Below are 17,422 nucleotides of genomic sequence, written 5' to 3'. Positions count from 1 at the left end.
TAATGTTTATTTATGTCCTATATAATATTATTATCGTATTTTTAAGATTAATGTTATAATTTAATTATATAATACCATTACGAAAGGCGGCACCATCATGAGCACTTTCATGTTTAAAACAAAGACAAACGAAGTAACACCTGTTAGTAATATATTTATAGAAAACTATATGACAAAAGCCAGAGGCGAATATGTAAAGGTATATCTATTAGGTTTAAAATACTGCACTTCAGGCGAACCAGGTGTCAATTCTTCAATGATGGCTTCAAAGCTTCATCTTTTAGAAACAGATATAATTAATGCTTGGAATTACTGGAATGATGAAAATGTAGTAAAACTTATCCCTATAGATAACAAAGGTAATTTTAATATTCAATTCCTTGATTTATCCGAAGAATCTCCTGAAGATGAAAAGGTAGATTTATTAAGTGAATTAAATAACAACTCCATAAAAGGAATGCTTCAAGACATAGAAAAATTACTAGGAAGAACTCTTTCACCAAAAGAGATGTCAACATACATAGGTTGGCAAAAAGAATTTGATTTTTCTCCAGAACTTATCCTTTTATTAATACAATATGCTGTATCAAAAGGTAAAACAAATTATAGGTATATTGAAAAAATAGCTCTTTCCTGGCATGACTCAAAAATAAAATCTATAGAGGACGCTCAAACATATATAACAAAGCATGAAGATAAATGGATAAAAATCCGAAAAGTTTTAGAGTATTTAGGTGTTAAGGATGCGGAAATTATGAAACCTCAAGAACAGCTTCTAACAAAATGGTTAGAGTCATTTAGTTTTCCTCTAGATGTTATCTTTAGAGCCTGTGATATATGCTTTGAGAGAATCAATAAAGCTGATTTCAAATATATAGATGCAATATTAACTAATTGGTTTAAAGCAGGAATCAAAACATTGAAGGATGTTGATACAAAAGATCTAAAAAAACCTTCATTTAAGAAAAATCAAAATAACAGCTTTAAAAGCAAAGATAATTTCAACAATTACGAGCAAAGGAAATATGATTATGACGATTTAGAAAAAAAATTATTAGGATGGGATAGTGACGATGATTAAAGGATATGCTAAAAAAATAGAAAAAATTTATTCTAATCTAAGAAAATCTGAGGAGGATAGCTTAAAAAGCAAAAAAGAAGAAATTAAAGCAAAACTTCCGAGGGTAATAGAAATAGATTCTGAAATAAGTAAACTATGTATTAAATTATCCACAAATATATTTAAGAAAATAGACAATCGTGATGAATATATTAAAGCTTTAAAAAACGAAATAACAAATTTAAGAATGAAAAGATCAGAACTTCTTGTATCTAACGGTTATCCTATGGATTATCTTCAACTTCATTATAACTGCACTAAATGCAAGGATACTGGATATATAGGCGCCGAGAAATGCTCCTGCTATAAAAATTATTTAGTTAAACTTTATTATGATAATTCAGATCTTAAAGTTCTTTTAGAGAAAAACAACTTTGATAACTTTAATATAAATTATTATTCTAGTCGAAAATCAGAGAGTGATCCAAGAAGTCCTAGAAAAAACATAGAAAAGATTTTATCTCTATCAATAAATTATATTAAAAACTTTAAAGATTTAAATGAAAATCTTTTATTTTATGGTAATTCTGGTACTGGTAAAACCTTCTTATCACACTGTATTGCAAAAGACTTATTAAATAAGGGATATCTAGTTATTTACAAAACTTCATCTGATTTAGCGCATGACCTTAAACAACTTCAATTCGAGCCTAATCCTACTTTAGAAGATTTGTTATTGAATTGTGATTTATTAATAATTGATGATTTAGGAACAGAACAAATAAGTGCTTTTTCAAAAACTTGCTTATTTAACTTATTAAACAAAAAACTACTTTTACAAAAGAAAATGCTTATATCTTCAAACTACAATTTAGAAGAATTAACAAGATTATATTCGGAAAGGATTACTTCTAGATTATTTGGTGAATTTACCTTATGTAAATTTTATGGTGATGATATAAGAATAAATAGAAATTTAAAAAATAGAAAAATATAAAAATAAAACTGTTTCGATTAATTCGAAACAGTTTTATTGGTGCTGGCAATAGGAATTGAACCCATAACCTACTGATTACAAGTCAGTTGCTCTACCAATTGAGCTATGCCAGCTTGTGTATATTGGCGACTTGGAAGGGGATCGAACCCTCGACCTCTGGCGTGACAGGCCAGCACTCTAACCAGCTGAGCTACCAAGCCATAATTTATGGTGGGCACTACAGGGCTCGAACCTGTGACCCTCTGCTTGTAAGGCAGATGCTCTCCCAGCTGAGCTAAGCGCCCACAAATTATATTTAAATATTAGTGACCCGTACGGGACTTGAACCCATGTTACCACCGTGAAAGGGTGGTGTCTTAACCGCTTGACCAACGGGCCTTATTATATGTTTTATTGGTGCTGGCAATAGGAATTGAACCCATAACCTACTGATTACAAGTCAGTTGCTCTACCAATTGAGCTATGCCAGCTTGTATATTGGCGACTTGGAAGGGGATCGAACCCTCGACCTCTGGCGTGACAGGCCAGCACTCTAACCAGCTGAGCTACCAAGCCGCAATTTGTGGTGGGCACTACAGGGCTCGAACCTGTGACCCTCTGCTTGTAAGGCAGATGCTCTCCCAGCTGAGCTAAGCGCCCACAAATTATATTTGAATATTGGTGACCCGTACGGGACTTGAACCCATGTTACCACCGTGAAAGGGTGGTGTCTTAACCGCTTGACCAACGGGCCTTATTATGTTTTGTTGGTGCTGGCAATAGGAATTGAACCCATAACCTACTGATTACAAGTCAGTTGCTCTACCAATTGAGCTATGCCAGCTTGTAATATTGGCGACTTGGAAGGGGATCGAACCCTCGACCTCTGGCGTGACAGGCCAGCACTCTAACCAGCTGAGCTACCAAGCCGCAATTTGTGGTGGGCACTACAGGGCTCGAACCTGTGACCCTCTGCTTGTAAGGCAGATGCTCTCCCAGCTGAGCTAAGCGCCCACAAATTATATTTGAATATTGGTGACCCGTACGGGACTTGAACCCATGTTACCACCGTGAAAGGGTGGTGTCTTAACCGCTTGACCAACGGGCCTTATTACATCAATCGCATTGCCTCACGATCCAACAAGTAATATAATACAAAAAAAATCACCATGTGTCAACATATTTTTTTTATTTTATCAACTTTTATTTTCTTATAATAGCGTAAACCTTTGAAACTGTTATCTTTTATCACTCTTATAAACTTTGAAAAAAGCTTTTTTTATAATGATTTTTTATATTACTACTAAAAAAAACTATTAAATTTATATTTTTTACAACTTTTTTCTCATTTCTATTTTTTCCTATCTAAATTATACCTTTATTATATATCCTGCAATAATCTATAAATATTTTGCCCTCATATTTTGCATATATAGGTATAAAAAATTAAGAATTACTGATAATTCATTAAAATTATTGATTATCAGTAAAAGAAACGTTTTCTTGCCTATTATTGAGTAGTGCAAAAAATAAATTTTTGTGTTATTTTTATACTGACCGGTAAGTACAAAAACTAAGAAAGGGGATAAATTTATGAAATTAAAAGAACTCAAATCAAATAAAAGTTTTATATGGAAAATCCTTGCTATAACTACTATTGCAATTATGTTTATTCCTATGATGTATTCGCTATTTTATCTTAAAGCATTTTGGGATCCATATGGAAGCTTAAAACAAGTACCAGTTGCTATTGTTAACCAAGATAAATCTTATTCAAAAGACGGTAAATCTTATACTTTAGGTAAGGATCTAGTAAAAAAGCTTAAAGACGATCCCTCAATGAAATGGGAATTTGTAAATTATAACAAAGCAAAAGAGGGTGTTACTGGAACTGATTATTATGCTATGATAGTTATCCCTAAGGACTTCTCTGAAAAAATTGCAAATTCATCTACTGGTGATTTTAAAAAGCCAAAACTAGAGTATATAGCAAACAAAGGTAGAAACTTTATATTCTCTCAACTATCCTCAAAGGCAGCTGAGAGTATGCAAAATCAAATTTCAACCAAAATTGCAAAACAAACATCTGAAGTTCTTGTTGATAAACTATATGATGTAAAAAATTCTATTAAAGATGCTAGTAATGCCCAAAACAAAATTCAAGATGGTACACAAAAACTAGTTAATGGCAGTGGAGATCTTTCAAATGGCTTAAACACAGCTTATACAGGTTCACAAGCATTAAAAACAGGATTGGATACTGCAGCCACTGGTTCTAATACCTTAGGTAATGGAATTTTACAAATATCAAATGGAAACACTACTATTACAAATGGATTAGGTTCTGCTTTAAAAGGATCTTCTGATCTTCAAAATGGCTTAAACCAATTATCAAATGGTCAAGCTCAAATTGTTAAAGGTTCTGGTGACTTATTAGCAGGTTTAACTGCTTTTAAAACCCAACTTTCTAAGGGAACTGATATGAGTGAATTGAAAAAAGCAACAAGTACAATTGCTCAGAACTCTAACAATATTATAAATAATTCTAAAGCTACTATAACAAACGCTACCTCAGCTAACTCTGAAATAGACAGCGCTATAGCTGCTTTAAACAAAGGCGATAGTGCAACTGCATTAAGTGAACTTCAAAAAGCTAAAAGTTCTACTACTGCTATAGCTGCTTTAAATGCACCATCCCAAGCATCTACAGATAATATTACTTCTATCACCACTATAGACACAGCTGTTTCTGCTGTTTCCGGACAGGTTCAATCTACGTTAGCACAAACTCAAAAAACAATGGGTTCTGCTATTGATAAATTTATAGATGGTGCAAATAAAATTAATCAAGGAAGCACTCAAGTTTATAATGGATTAAACTCAGCAGCTACTGGCGCAAATTCACTTTCATCTGGATTATCAAAGCTTTATGATGGTTCAAACAAAATACAAACTGGTTTAAATTCAGCTTATACTGGAAGTCAGAACTTAACAACAGGACTTAATACTGCAGCATCAAAAACAGGTGAATTATCAAGTGGTTTAGGGACTTTAAACGATGGTTCAAAAACTTTGAATAGTGGTCTTGGCACATTAAATAATGGTGCTATTCAATTAAAGGATGGCTTGAATGATGGATACAACACAATTAATAACAATTTAAAATTCACTTCAACTGGTATGGCTAATTTCGTATCAAATCCTATTAGTTTAAGTGATAAATCGATAAATAAAGTTAATTCTTACGGAGAAGGTCTTGCCCCTTATTTCATATCACTTTCATTGTGGTTAGGTGCAATGTTCATAAATCTTATTATCTCTGTAGTTTCTATGCTTAATTTAACAAAAAATAAATTTTTAAACAGCTTTGTTGGAAAACTTATTGTAGGAATAGGCTTAGTAACAATTCAATCTATAATGCTGACTCTATCATTACAACTTGTTTTAGGTATGACTAGTGTAAATAATGCTTACTTCTATCTTAATAATGTATTTACATCAATAGTATTCTTCAGCATTATGTATGGATTATCCACAGCATTCGGAGTAATGGCAACACCTATATCCTTTGTACTTCTTATTTTGCAGTTATCTTCTTGTGCTGGAACCTTCCCTATAGAAACAGCTCCTGTATTCTATAGAGTTGTTAATAAGGTTATTCCTATGACATATACAGTTAAAGTTATAAGAATGGTTCTTAGTGGAATAAATTACCCTGATTTATCTCATAACCTGTTAGTTCTTTTATCCTTTATAGTAATCTTCTTATTAGGTGGCTTTGGAATAAAGACATTAAGATCAAGTATAAAAAATGGAATAGCTAATGAAAATGCTGAAAATGCAGCTTAAAAAGAGGGATTAACTTCCTCTTTTTTTATTTACCCTAAATTAAAATGATAATGCATTAATCTTGATTTTACTGTAAAATGTATAGGTAAAATATTAATAAAACTTTTAAGGAGAGATTTTTATGAAGGTTATCATAATTGGCGGTGGTGCATCTGGTATAACTGCTGCAATTTCTGCTAAAGATTTAGGCTATGATGTTTTAATATTAGAGAGAAACGATAGGATTGGTAAAAAAATACTAACCACAGGCAATGGACGCTGTAATATAACTAATAAAAATATAACTACTTCAAGATATCACAGTAGTAATCCTAATTTTTTTGAACATACTCTTAATGAATTTACCAAAGAAAACACCTTGGAATTTTTTGAAACCTTAGGACTTCCTATAATCTCTCTTGATGATGGAAAAATGTATCCTTTATCTCTTCAAGCATCCTCTGTTTTAGACATTCTAAGACTTGCATTAGATGAAAGAGGTATTGAGATTATAACATCTTCAAAGGTAACTGAAATAATAAAAAACAAGAATTCCTTCAAAATAGTTTCCAATGGTACTGATTACTTCTGTGATAAAATCATACTCGCTACTGGTGGTAAATCTGCTCCTAAATCAGGTTCAGATGGCTTAGGATTAGCTTTAGCTTCTTCTTTAGGTCACAGCATTATAAAAACAGCACCTGCCCTTGTACAGCTCAAATTGGACTTTAAAAACCTTAGAGCTTTATCTGGGATAAAATTTGATGGTAATATCAAAATATTAGTTGATGATATTGAAAAAAGACAAGAATTTGGTGAAATTTTATTTACTGACTATGGAGTTTCTGGACCTCCAATACTTCAACTTAGTAGAATAGCTTCTTATGGAATTGAAGAAAAAAGAACTGTAACAATTAAAATTGATATGCTTCCAAATTATTCTGAAGATGATTTAAAAGCTTTTCTTGAAAATCATTGGGGAATGTTTTCCTATAGGAGCGTTTATGATTCTTTCATTGGTGTAATAAACAAAAAAATGATTCCAATTTTATTAAAACAATGTGGAATTGTTGATATTCATAAATGCTGTTTTGATTTGACCTGGGAAGAAAAGCAAAATATATTTAAATATCTAAAACATTGGATTTTTAAAGTCTCTGGTACAAATTCTTACACCAATTCTCAAGTAACCGCTGGTGGCATTAACACACTTGAAGTAAATAACACAACCTTAGAATCAAAAATCACACCTAATTTATATTTTTGTGGCGAAATACTTGACGTTGATGGCGATTGTGGTGGATTTAATCTACAATGGGCCTGGAGTTCTGGCTATATTGCTGGAAAATGCTTATAAACTACAATAAAACTAATAACTTATCCTTATATGCATAAGTTATTAGTTTTATTAATCATTTATTTAATAAAGTCCGTCTTTATTAAAGTTAATTTTTCACCTTGAGAATTAGTTATTAAATGATTATATGATAACTTGTCTTCGCTTTCTTCGCTTTCCGTTATTATATCAATGGTTTCTCCATAGGCTGTCTCCTTTTGATACATAACTTTTAAGTCTGAAATTTTATAATCCTTAAGTACTTGTAATGGTACATTTTCAAGTACCCATGATACATATTTTACATTGTTTACATGTTGATTTGTATCTATGTCACTGTATCTTACCTTAAAGCTATTTTTAAAATTTACATCTTTAGGACATCTAAGCTTTTCAAACGGAATTTGATCCGTATCCTCCTTTGTAAGATTATATCTTTTATATATTTCATCTATTACCCTGCATGGCTTTCTTTTTTCTGTATCAATTAAAAACCATAGAGAATTAGCGTACCCTATCTTTTCTCCATTATTAAATATCTCATATTTTCTGTATGCATAATACTTTCTTATGGAATATGGTATAGTTGCAACCTCTATAGTATCCCCATACTTTGGATACTTGTCCATATGTATTTCCCACTTATACACAACCCATGCAATTTTATTATCCATCAAATATTCCATACTCATTCCAAGTTCATTTGTTTGATGTGTTGCAATATCTTCCAAATAATGCATTATTGATGTAATAGTTGCATCACCATTAGAATCCACTTCATAAATATGGATACCATAATTCTTTTTAGTAACAATCTTACTCACTAACATCACCTCATTTATATTAAAAAGCACCATCAAAATTATATGATGGTACTTTTTTAATAAGTAATATTTTCTTATTTATCGTCATTTAAAGTTTTTATTATTTCATCCGCATCTATGCCATGAACCATTGCAGCCTCTTCGATTGTTTCACCAAGAGCTGATGGACAAGAAATGCATCCCATTCCAAAACTCATTAATATTTCAGCTGCACCGGGTCTTTTTTGTAGAACTTCGGCAATAGTCATATTTTTAGTTACCACTTGTATCTACCTCTTTTCGTTCTATAATTATATAGATAAATAATTCTAATTGATTATTATTATTAATTATCTATGTTTTAATTATACATAAGTTTTCCCCGTTGTCAAAAGTTTTTTCATTCAGCACTTCAAATAATGAGTTAAGATATTTATATGTCTGAAACTTCTATAGTATGACTTCTTTCTGGTCCAACAGAAATTATAGATATTTTAGTTTCTGTAAGTTCTTCTATTCTCTTTAAGTATTTCTTTGCATTAGCTGGAAGTTCATCATAACTTCTTGCCTGTGCTACACTTTCATCCCAACCATCAAACTCTTCATATATAGGCTTACATAAAGCTAAATCTTCAAGACTAGCTGGAATATAATCTATAATTTTACCATTAAAATCATAACCTACACACATTTTTACTTTATCTATTCCTGCAAGGGTATCTATTTTTGTCATTGCAAAGCTTGTAAGTCCTGAAACTCTAGCTGCCTGCTTCAATATAACAGTATCAAGCCATCCACATCTTCTTGCTCTTCCTGTAGTTACTCCATATTCAAAACCTGCTTCTCTTATCCTATCTCCCATTTCATCAAGAAGTTCTGTAGGGAAAGGTCCTTTACCAACTCTAGTTGTATAAGCTTTTGCTATTCCAACTGCACTAGTTATCATAGTAGGTCCTATTGCTACTCCTGGGCAAACTCCCCCTCCTATAGTATTTGATGAAGTAACATATGGATAAGTTCCGTAATCTATATCAAGAAGATTTCCTTGAGCTCCTTCAAATAAAACCTTCTTACCACCTTTTATTTCATTATAAACAACAACAGAGGTATCTCTAACAAATGGCTTTAATCTTTCACCAAAAGCAAGATACTCTTCACATATTGCATCGTAATCAAATGCATCCATACCATATACTTTAGTAATTATAGCGTTCTTTATTTCTAAATTTGATTTTAACTTTTCTTTAAAGACCTCAGGATGAAGTAAATCACATACTCTTATTCCTGATCTTTCAGCTTTATCTGTATAACAAGGGCCTATACCCTTACCTGTTGTTCCTATATCATTTTTGCCTCTTCTTTTTTCACTTGCTCCATCAATAGCTCTATGATAAGGCATTATTAAATGTGCTCTATCGCTTACTATTAGATTCTTAGAAGAAACCTCTACTCCTAAATCCTTAAGATAATCTATTTCTTCAAACATAGCTTTTGGATCTAAAACAACACCATTTCCAATAACATTAACTTTATTTTTATATAATATTCCTGATGGTATTAAGTGAAGCTTATATTTCTTATCTCCTACTTCAACTGTATGCCCTGCATTATTACCACCTTGAAATCTAACAACCACGTCAGCTCCTTGTGCAAGATAATCTGTCATCTTACCTTTTCCTTCATCTCCCCACTGGGCGCCTAAAACAATAAATGCTGACATAAAAACTCCTCACTTTCATAATTTAAAAATTGCTATATAAAATTACCAAAACTAATATACCATAAAAAAAGCAATTTGTCTTTATTTTTGAGGTAAAAATTCGAATATTGTCACTTATATTCAAAATATTGTTCGTATAATCTGAACTAAATTTCTTCTTTTTATGTTCCTACTTATCAAAGCGTTATTGTAAATTTTGATAACCTTTTTACCAAAACTTTCTTCTGAATATGCATGTGATTTTTCTCTAGCGTTGAAAATTATCTTTTGCCTTAATACCTCATTGTTTTTTAAATTTTCTACTGCCTCTACAAATTCATTTTTATCATTATACGTAAATCCAGTAATTCCATTTACAATTAAATTTTTAACACACAAATCCCACTTACATATAACTGGGCATCCACTTGCTAGTGCTTCAATATAAGTTAATCCTTGAGTCTCACTTTGAGATGCCGTTACAAAAGCTATTCCTAATTTATAATATTTGTATACTTCTCTACTATCAATCATTCCCGTAAATTTTATGGTGTTCTCCATATTATACTTAGAAACCATTTCTTTTAATTTTACAAGATATGGTCCTCCACCAACTATTAAAAGCTTAATATCATTTAACTTATTACTATTTTCTCTAACTAAATTTATTATCTCATCTATATTTTTTTCTTCAGCAATTCTTCCAACATAAACTAAGATATTATCTTCCGTTTTCCATCCATACTCACTTAAAATTTTTCTCTTTTCCTCATTAGATACATCCTTTTGAAATGATTTAATATCAATTCCTGTAGGAATAATCTTTATATCCTTATAAACATCATAATCAATAAGAACATCTCTAACCTTTTGTGTTGGAACTATAATTTCATCGAAGGTATTTAATAAAATTTTCAACAATCTAGCCATTGTACCTTTACGTAGAACTTTACCGCCCAAAAAGTACTGAAGATAATCTTCATACATTGTGTGATAAGTATGCACTTGAGGTATATTGAGCTTTCTTTTTATATATTTAGCAACTAACATTGTAGAAAATTCCGTCTGCGAGTGTATAATTTCGGGTGCCCATTCTACTATTTTGCTTATTACTGTATTTCCAAATGGCTTCATTATTCTAGCATCTGGATACACCTTAACAAAGTGGGAATTTAAATAGTAAATATCACCTTCTATATATTCTCTTCCGTTATAAGACAGCGTAAGAATTCTAACCTCATGTCCTGCCTTTTTTAATTGCTTATATAAATTATTAGTTGATATTACAACTCCATTTACCATGGGGTAATAGGTATCTGTTGTTATTAAAATTTTCATTTTACCCTCCATTTTATTTTTTGTATATGAAGTGGTATGCTTTAGGAATACTACTTTAAGAATTATACACTATAGATACATTTCCTTTTTATTTTTCCTCATTTAGTATAAAATTATTAATTCTTATGCTTATATTTTCTGCTAGTATTCTCACTAATAAACTCCACTTATAGCTTCTCAAGATAATGAGTGGGTAACCCCTGAACCATCCCATAAACTTATAATATTTCAACTTTAATTTAGAATTTTCAGTCAAATATATATTATCTACAATTAATGCGTAAGACAATGTCAACATAATTATTTTTCCCAAATTATTTTATAAAATCATATACCCTAATTACTTATAATATTACACATACTATATTTTATGCAAACTTATATGCTTTTAAGCACTTACTCTTTCATCTTAACAAAGCACTCTTTTGTAGTCAAATAAACTTTTATTACATTTAATCTTTATTATTTGTAATAAACTATTGAATTTTTACTCATTTCATGATAAAAAGTATTTAGCCTCATATTTTAATATGTATGTGCAAATAATATTCTAAAAGAAATATTATAAAGAGGTGATGAATATGAATATACCTAACTTACTCACCCTTTTTAGGCTTTTTTTAATTCCTTGCTTTATATTTGCTTTTTTTTCAAATTCAAATAATTGTTTAATTAACTCGGCAATTATTTTTTTTACGGCCGGTTTTACAGATATATTAGATGGATATATAGCAAGAAAATTTAATGAAATAACTAAATATGGAACTGTACTTGATCCACTTGCCGACAAACTCATGCTCTTAACAGTTTTAACTTGTTTAAGTATAAAAGGTTACATACCAATATTAATATTAATTATAATGTTAGCTAAAGAATTTTCTATGATAATCATAGGTATTTTTCTTTATGGGAAAAACATAGTAATTCCCGCTAATATATGGGGTAAAATATCAACACTAATTTTCTATGTTGCTATTCTATTCTTTGTTTTTGATAAAACCTTTGGAACATATATATTATATTTAGCTCTTTTAGGTGCGGTTATTGCATATATAAACTATTTTTTCATTTTTTTATCTAAATATAATGAGAAGGTTACTAAATAAAAAGGGTTCTCCTTAAAACCAATATTGACTTTAAGGAGAAACCTTTTATCTTTAATTATATGATTTTTATTTAAAATATCTGTTTAATAAGCCCTTAAATGCAGATCCATGTCTTGCTTCGTCCTTGCACATTTCATGTACTGTATCGTGTATAGCATCATAATTAAGCTTTTTAGCTAATGTTGCAAGTTCCTTCTTTCCTTCACAAGCTCCCTTTTCTGCATCAACTCTCATTTGAAGATTTGTTTTAGTATCTGCTACTACCACTTCTCCTAAAAGTTCTGCAAATTTTGCTGCATGCTCTGCTTCTTCAAATGCTATTCTTTTATATGCTTCTGCAACTTCTGGAAATCCTTCTCTATCTGCCTGTCTTGACATTGCAAGGTACATTCCAACCTCTGTACACTCCCCTGTAAAGTTAGCTCTTAAGCCTTCTAGAACTTCCTTATCTACACCTTTAGCTACTCCTATTTTGTGTTCATCTGCCCATCCTTCTGCCTCATCTTTAACTTCAACAAATTTATCTTTTCCTGCATTACATACTGGGCATTTTTCTGGAGCATCCTCTCCTGTATAAATATATCCACAAACCACACATTTAAATTTTTTCATTTTCGTTTCCTCCATCAATCTATTTTAAGACTACACTTAGCCTCTTCTATTCTATTTATATTTTTATTAATTTATTTCAAGTAATATCTATATTCTATTTAAAATATCTATTTAATAAGCCTCTAAAAGCAGATCCGTGTCTTGCTTCATCCTTGCACATTTCATGTACTGTATCGTGTATAGCATCATAATTAAGCTTTTTAGCTAATGTTGCAAGTTCCTTCTTTCCTTCACAAGCTCCCTTTTCTGCATCAACTCTCATTTGGAGATTTGTTTTAGTATCTGCTACTACCACTTCTCCTAAAAGTTCTGCAAATTTTGCTGCATGCTCTGCTTCTTCAAATGCTATTCTTTTATATGCTTCTGCAACTTCTGGGAATCCTTCTCTATCTGCCTGTCTTGACATTGCAAGGTACATTCCAACCTCTGTACACTCCCCTGTAAAGTTAGCTCTTAAGCCTTCTAAAACTTCCTTATCTATACCTTTAGCTACTCCTATTTTGTGTTCATCTGCCCATCCTTCTCCCTCATCTTTAACTTCAACAAATTTGTCTTTTCCTGCATTACATACTGGGCATTTTTCTGGAGCATCCTCTCCTGTATAAATATATCCACAAACTACACATTTAAATTTTTTCATTTTTAACTTCCTCCCTTTATCTCTCTCATATAATTAAGCTAAGCTTATTTGATTTTTATATTAAATTTATTATCTCTTTATATTTTTGCTACGTCCTTCTGACAATTATTATTATATAATAGTTATTATCCGTTTGCAATAGTTTTTTAAAATTTTTCTTGTAATTTTTTTCTTCACTATTTGTAATGCCCTGGTATTCCAAGCTTTACCACCACAAAAAATATTTTTTATGAAAGATTGTGTACTAAAATATATCATTACTTTTGCATTAATATTATTTATATGATAAACTGTTTATAAAATTAATTCTTACCTAGGGTAGAGGTGCTGTAGTTATTATTACTCCTTCTTAGCTGGCAGGCTGTGAGGAATGAGGAAAGGAATTTCAGCCGAAGAAAGAATTCTCGCAGGAACTCTTTCTGGTTTTGTATAGAATATATGCAAAACTGTCACTATTTCTATAGTGGAGAGCTACAAGGTGCACGTGATATGTTGATATTAACAGTAAAGGTGTTCCTTTGCTGTTAATTTTTTTGTACCAATAAAACCCCTGGTAAGGGAAAGAGGGATTAAATGAAATTAGAAGGCGTTTTAGTACCATTAGTTACTCCTTTCAAGGATGGGAAGGTAGATTTAGTTTCATATGAAAAGCTTATAAAAACATATTCTGAAAAAGGCGCAGCAGGTTTTATGCCTCTTGCAACAACTGGAGAAACTCCTACTTTATCAGATTATGAATATGAAAGTATTTTGGACAAAACTCTTGAAGCAAACAAGCTTAATCTTCCTATATATGTTGGCTTTGGTGGAAACAACACTGAAAAAATGACTAAAGATATTAAAAAACTTGAAAAATACAATATTCAAGGTATTTTATCTGTATGCCCTTATTACAATAGACCTGATCAAAGAGGAATATATGAACATTTTAAAAGAATATCAGAATCCACTTCTTTAGATATAGTTCTTTACAATATACCATATAGAACTGGACGAAATATTGAAAATGATACAATAAGAAAGCTTTCAGAACTTAAAAATATAGTAGGTATAAAAGATGCTTGTGGAGATTTTAATCAAACCACAGAACTTTTATTAAATAGACCAGAAGACTTTTCAATACTAACTGGCGAAGATGCTTTCTTTTATAGTACTCTAATGCTTGGTGGAGATGGTGGTATAATGGCATCAGCTCATTTAAATACAGAAAAATACGTTGAAGTATATAATAAGGCAAAGCAAAATGATCATGTGGGTGCATTTAAGCTTTGGAAAGAAGTCGTAGATATAATACCAATGTTATTTAAAGAACCTAATCCATCACCAATTAAATACTGCCTTCATAAGCTTGGAGTAATAAAGTCCGATGATGTTAGATTACCTTTAGTTAGTATATCAAAAGAACTATCACTAACATTAGATAAGTTATTAATCCTATAAGTTGAATTTTACAAAGTGCTGTAAAACTATTTTTTAGTTTTACAGCACTTTTCATTTATATAACTATTTTACATAATTACAATATATAATTATAAATGATGTAAATTTATACCCGATAAATTATAATAGGTAAACTAAAATAATATATAAATTAGGAGGATCTATGAATAAAAAATTACGAAACACATGTATTGCTTCTATGTTACTCGTTTTGGGAAGCGCATCAAGCGTTTTGGCAAAAGCCACAGCAAATATTAATCATAGAGAAAAAAATAATTTAAGTGCTAATTCAGTAAAAAACGTAAATACATATAAATCAGAAGAGACTAAACCAATACATCAATATACTTTTGATAATGATGAACCAAATGCTTATTTCACAACTGATACAGGAAGTGAAGCTAGTAGCTACAGTTTTGCAAATGTTAATAATACAGGTTTGGTAAATGAAGATGGTAAAATATTTAGAAGATTTAATAGTGACAATAGTCAAGTAAATATTTCTGCCTCTTCTATGCCAACCAAGAATGTAAGCATGAAGTTTGATGTTAGATTTCCTCAAAATAATACAGGAACAAGTACTATAATATCTTCATCAGATGGAGTTAATTTAAAGTTACAGAATAACTTCCTAAACTTTTATATCACATACCACAATGCAAATATAAATCGTATACAAAGCACAATTAACTTAACTGCTGATGCATCAAAATATTTAGATGGTAAATGGCATACAATTGTACTTAGTTATGCTGGGGATTATGCATTAAATGGGGTAAAAATGTATGTTGACGACTTAGTAAATCCAATAGCAGTAGGCACTGAACAAGCAAACGAAACAAATGGACAGGGTGAGGACTTTACTTTAGGCGGTGGAACCTTTGATTTAGATAATTTTCAGGTATATGATAAAATATTAGATTATACCACTAAAATAACAGGGATTTCTTTAAATAAGGAAACAGATGAATTAAAAGGTGGAGAAACAGATACACTACAAGCTATAATTGCACCTGACAATACTACAAATAAAAATATAAAATGGAAATCCAGTGACACAAGTGTAGCAACAGTAGATAGCAATGGTAAAATTACTGCAATTGGAAAGGGAACTGTTCAAATAACAGCCTCATCAGAAGCTGATAGTAACGTGAGTGCATCTTGCACCGTTACTGTAACAAATGCACCAGATCTCATAAAACCAATTGATGAATTTACCTTTGATGATGATACTGTTCAACTAGGTGGTGATCATTTAGTCGATACAGGTAATTATAACAAGAATAAGATTCCTTCAAGTTATGGATATGCACATAATACAACCATAATAAAAGAAGATGGAAGGATCTTCAGAAGATTTAATGGTGACAGTAGTACAGCCGATATTTTTGCCTCTTCTATTCCAGCTAAAAATGTAAGCATGAAGTTTGATGTTAGATTCTCTCAAAATAATACAGAAACAAATACTATAATATCTACATCAGATGGAATTAATCTAAAGCTAGAGAATAATTCCTTAAACTTTTATATCGCATACCATAATACAAATATGAATCGTATACAAAGCACAATTAACTTAACTGCTGATGCTTCAAAGTACTTAGACGGAAAGTGGCATACAATTGTACTTAGTTATGCTGGAAATTATGCATTAAATGGAGTAAAAATGTATATTGATGACTTAGTAAATCCAGTAGCTATAGGAACTGAACAAGCAAACGAAACAAATGGACAAAGTGAGAACTTTACTTTAGGTAGCGGAACCTTCGATTTAGATAATTTTCAGGTATATGATACAATATTAAATTAATGTTTTATTATCTTTCATAAAATATACTGTAAAAAATAAATAACATTTCATATATAGTTATCCACATTTATGCTAAAATAAAAAATATAAATGTGGATACTTTTATGTAAAGGTGGATAACTTTTTAATATTTTAATTGAAGGTGATTATTACATGTCAGAAAACAGAATAAAAAAATTAACCCCACTCTCAGAAACAAAGTTTTTAAGTCTTTATGATATTGAATATGAAAATAAAAAACACGATACAAGGCATTGGGCTGTAGCTTCTAGAAAAAATTATAATACTCTTAAAACTCAATACTTTGATAATCTATCCGAAAAAGCAGATGCAGCTATTCTTGCAGCTTTTCATAAAGATACAGAAAAAATAGTTTGCATAAAACAATTTAGAGTACCTCTTAATGATTATGTATATGAACTTCCTGCCGGTCTTATAGATAACGGAGAAGACTTCAAAGAGGCTGCAAAACGTGAACTTAAAGAAGAAACTGGTCTTACACTTTTAGATATAAATTATGATAAAAGTAAAAGTAAGGTATATGCATCTGCAGGCATGACTGATGAGTCTGCTGCAATGGTATTTTGTACTTGTACAGGAACCGTATCTCAAAATTATCTTGAGGATGATGAAGATATAGAAGTTGTTTTACTCTCTAAAGAAGATGCAAAGAAGCTTTTAAAAGACGATATAAAAATGGATATGAGAGCTTTTATAACTCTTCAAGCCTTTGCTGAACTTGGCAGTAAGTTATTTGATTAATAAAGGAGACTT

General features: G+C 30.8%; 14 protein-coding genes, 12 tRNA genes and 1 riboswitch. Of the genes, 8 read left to right on the top strand and 18 right to left on the bottom strand.

The window, feature by feature from the left end:
- The first annotated feature begins 97 nt into the window (after window positions 1–97).
- Together CLFE_RS01590 and CLFE_RS01585 are read left to right on the top strand one after the other, a co-directional pair.
- A complete protein-coding gene (locus CLFE_RS01590; protein WP_077833645.1) occupies window positions 98–1,081 on the top strand; it encodes a DnaD domain protein in 984 nt (327 codons plus the stop codon).
- Window positions 1,074–2,057: an ATP-binding protein gene (locus CLFE_RS01585; RefSeq protein WP_169850977.1), complete on the top strand. Its 984-nt coding sequence runs from the start codon at window positions 1,074–1,076 to the stop codon at window positions 2,055–2,057. The genes CLFE_RS01590 and CLFE_RS01585 overlap by 8 nt, the downstream gene beginning before the upstream one ends.
- A 37-nt stretch (window positions 2,058–2,094) precedes the next feature.
- On the opposite strand, the gene CLFE_RS01580 is transcribed toward CLFE_RS01585, so the two are convergent.
- The 12 genes from CLFE_RS01580 to CLFE_RS01525 all read right to left on the bottom strand — a co-directional run bounded on the left by CLFE_RS01580 (window position 2,095) and on the right by CLFE_RS01525 (window position 3,144).
- A tRNA-Thr gene (locus CLFE_RS01580) sits at window positions 2,095–2,170 on the bottom strand.
- Window positions 2,171–2,180: 10 nt separating this feature from the next.
- A tRNA-Asp gene (locus CLFE_RS01575) sits at window positions 2,181–2,257 on the bottom strand.
- 8 nt (window positions 2,258–2,265) lie between these two features.
- Window positions 2,266–2,341: transfer RNA gene (locus tag CLFE_RS01570), tRNA-Val, on the bottom strand.
- A 22-nt stretch (window positions 2,342–2,363) separates the two neighbouring features.
- Window positions 2,364–2,435: transfer RNA gene (locus CLFE_RS01565), tRNA-Glu, on the bottom strand.
- A gap of 16 nt (window positions 2,436–2,451) precedes the next feature.
- Window positions 2,452–2,527: transfer RNA gene (locus tag CLFE_RS01560), tRNA-Thr, on the bottom strand.
- Window positions 2,528–2,535: 8 nt separating this feature from the next.
- Window positions 2,536–2,612, bottom strand: a tRNA-Asp gene (locus CLFE_RS01555).
- A gap of 8 nt (window positions 2,613–2,620) precedes the next feature.
- A tRNA-Val gene (locus CLFE_RS01550) sits at window positions 2,621–2,696 on the bottom strand.
- A 19-nt stretch (window positions 2,697–2,715) separates the two neighbouring features.
- Window positions 2,716–2,790: transfer RNA gene (locus CLFE_RS01545), tRNA-Glu, on the bottom strand.
- 14 nt (window positions 2,791–2,804) lie between these two features.
- Window positions 2,805–2,880, bottom strand: a tRNA-Thr gene (locus CLFE_RS01540).
- Between the two features lie 9 nt (window positions 2,881–2,889).
- Window positions 2,890–2,966: transfer RNA gene (locus tag CLFE_RS01535), tRNA-Asp, on the bottom strand.
- 8 nt (window positions 2,967–2,974) lie between these two features.
- Window positions 2,975–3,050 (bottom strand) — tRNA-Val (locus tag CLFE_RS01530).
- 19 nt (window positions 3,051–3,069) lie between these two features.
- A tRNA-Glu gene (locus tag CLFE_RS01525) sits at window positions 3,070–3,144 on the bottom strand.
- A gap of 485 nt (window positions 3,145–3,629) precedes the next feature.
- Between CLFE_RS01525 and CLFE_RS01520 the strand changes: the two genes are divergently transcribed.
- Both CLFE_RS01520 and CLFE_RS01515 read left to right on the top strand, forming a co-directional pair.
- A complete protein-coding gene (locus tag CLFE_RS01520) occupies window positions 3,630–5,885 on the top strand; it encodes a YhgE/Pip domain-containing protein (protein WP_077894229.1) in 2,256 nt (751 codons plus the stop codon).
- Window positions 5,886–6,006: 121 nt separating this feature from the next.
- The gene (locus tag CLFE_RS01515) at window positions 6,007–7,221 is read left to right on the top strand and encodes a BaiN/RdsA family NAD(P)/FAD-dependent oxidoreductase (RefSeq protein ID WP_077894230.1); all 1,215 of its coding nucleotides are present in this window, start codon (window positions 6,007–6,009) and stop codon (window positions 7,219–7,221) included.
- A gap of 59 nt (window positions 7,222–7,280) precedes the next feature.
- Here CLFE_RS01515 and CLFE_RS01510 read toward each other — a convergent pair whose 3' ends face one another.
- The 4 genes from CLFE_RS01510 to CLFE_RS01495 form a co-directional block, all read right to left on the bottom strand.
- A complete protein-coding gene (locus tag CLFE_RS01510) occupies window positions 7,281–8,024 on the bottom strand; it encodes an acyl-[acyl-carrier-protein] thioesterase (RefSeq protein WP_077894231.1) in 744 nt (247 codons plus the stop codon).
- Between the two features lie 74 nt (window positions 8,025–8,098).
- Window positions 8,099–8,287 (bottom strand): DUF1858 domain-containing protein, encoded by a 189-nt coding sequence (locus CLFE_RS01505; protein ID WP_077836066.1) that lies wholly within the window; start codon window positions 8,285–8,287, stop codon window positions 8,099–8,101.
- A 149-nt stretch (window positions 8,288–8,436) separates the two neighbouring features.
- Entirely contained in the window at window positions 8,437–9,723 is a 1,287-nt protein-coding gene (locus tag CLFE_RS01500) for an adenylosuccinate synthase (RefSeq protein ID WP_077836065.1), read from the bottom strand.
- Window positions 9,724–9,843: 120 nt separating this feature from the next.
- Window positions 9,844–11,040, bottom strand: coding sequence for a glycosyltransferase family 4 protein (locus CLFE_RS01495; RefSeq protein ID WP_077853551.1), 1,197 nt, complete (start codon window positions 11,038–11,040; stop codon window positions 9,844–9,846).
- 581 nt (window positions 11,041–11,621) lie between these two features.
- Here CLFE_RS01495 and pgsA point away from each other — a divergent pair.
- Window positions 11,622–12,146: a CDP-diacylglycerol--glycerol-3-phosphate 3-phosphatidyltransferase gene (pgsA, locus tag CLFE_RS01490; RefSeq protein WP_077894232.1), complete on the top strand. Its 525-nt coding sequence runs from the start codon at window positions 11,622–11,624 to the stop codon at window positions 12,144–12,146.
- A gap of 66 nt (window positions 12,147–12,212) precedes the next feature.
- Here the strand turns inward: pgsA and rbr3B (CLFE_RS01485) are convergent, their stop codons facing one another.
- Window positions 12,213–12,758, bottom strand: a complete 546-nt coding sequence (gene rbr3B, locus CLFE_RS01485) for an NADH peroxidase (RefSeq protein WP_077850610.1) — start codon at window positions 12,756–12,758, stop codon at window positions 12,213–12,215.
- Window positions 12,759–12,852: 94 nt separating this feature from the next.
- Window positions 12,853–13,398, bottom strand: a complete 546-nt coding sequence (gene rbr3B / locus CLFE_RS01480; RefSeq protein ID WP_077894233.1) for an NADH peroxidase — start codon at window positions 13,396–13,398, stop codon at window positions 12,853–12,855.
- Window positions 13,399–13,709: 311 nt separating this feature from the next.
- Window positions 13,710–13,880: riboswitch (Lysine riboswitch) on the top strand.
- A 91-nt stretch (window positions 13,881–13,971) separates the two neighbouring features.
- On the opposite strand from rbr3B (CLFE_RS01480), the gene dapA reads away from it, so the two are divergent.
- The 3 genes from dapA to CLFE_RS01465 all read left to right on the top strand — a co-directional run bounded on the left by dapA (window position 13,972) and on the right by CLFE_RS01465 (window position 17,410).
- Window positions 13,972–14,838, top strand: a complete 867-nt coding sequence (gene dapA / locus CLFE_RS01475; protein ID WP_077853554.1) for a 4-hydroxy-tetrahydrodipicolinate synthase — start codon at window positions 13,972–13,974, stop codon at window positions 14,836–14,838.
- A gap of 163 nt (window positions 14,839–15,001) precedes the next feature.
- The gene (locus CLFE_RS01470; protein WP_077894234.1) at window positions 15,002–16,648 is read left to right on the top strand and encodes an Ig-like domain-containing protein; all 1,647 of its coding nucleotides are present in this window, start codon (window positions 15,002–15,004) and stop codon (window positions 16,646–16,648) included.
- Between the two features lie 153 nt (window positions 16,649–16,801).
- Window positions 16,802–17,410 carry an NUDIX hydrolase gene (locus CLFE_RS01465; RefSeq protein WP_077894235.1) on the top strand — a complete coding sequence of 203 codons (609 nt, stop codon included), beginning with the start codon at window positions 16,802–16,804 and terminating at the stop codon, window positions 17,408–17,410.
- Window positions 17,411–17,422 lie beyond the last annotated feature (12 nt).

The sequence above is a fragment of the Clostridium felsineum DSM 794 genome (assembly GCF_002006355.2).
Taxonomy (GTDB): Bacteria; Bacillota; Clostridia; order Clostridiales; family Clostridiaceae; genus Clostridium_S; species Clostridium_S felsineum.
Note: the sequence above shows the minus strand (reverse complement) of the source record. Positions and strands in the feature narration are given on the sequence as shown.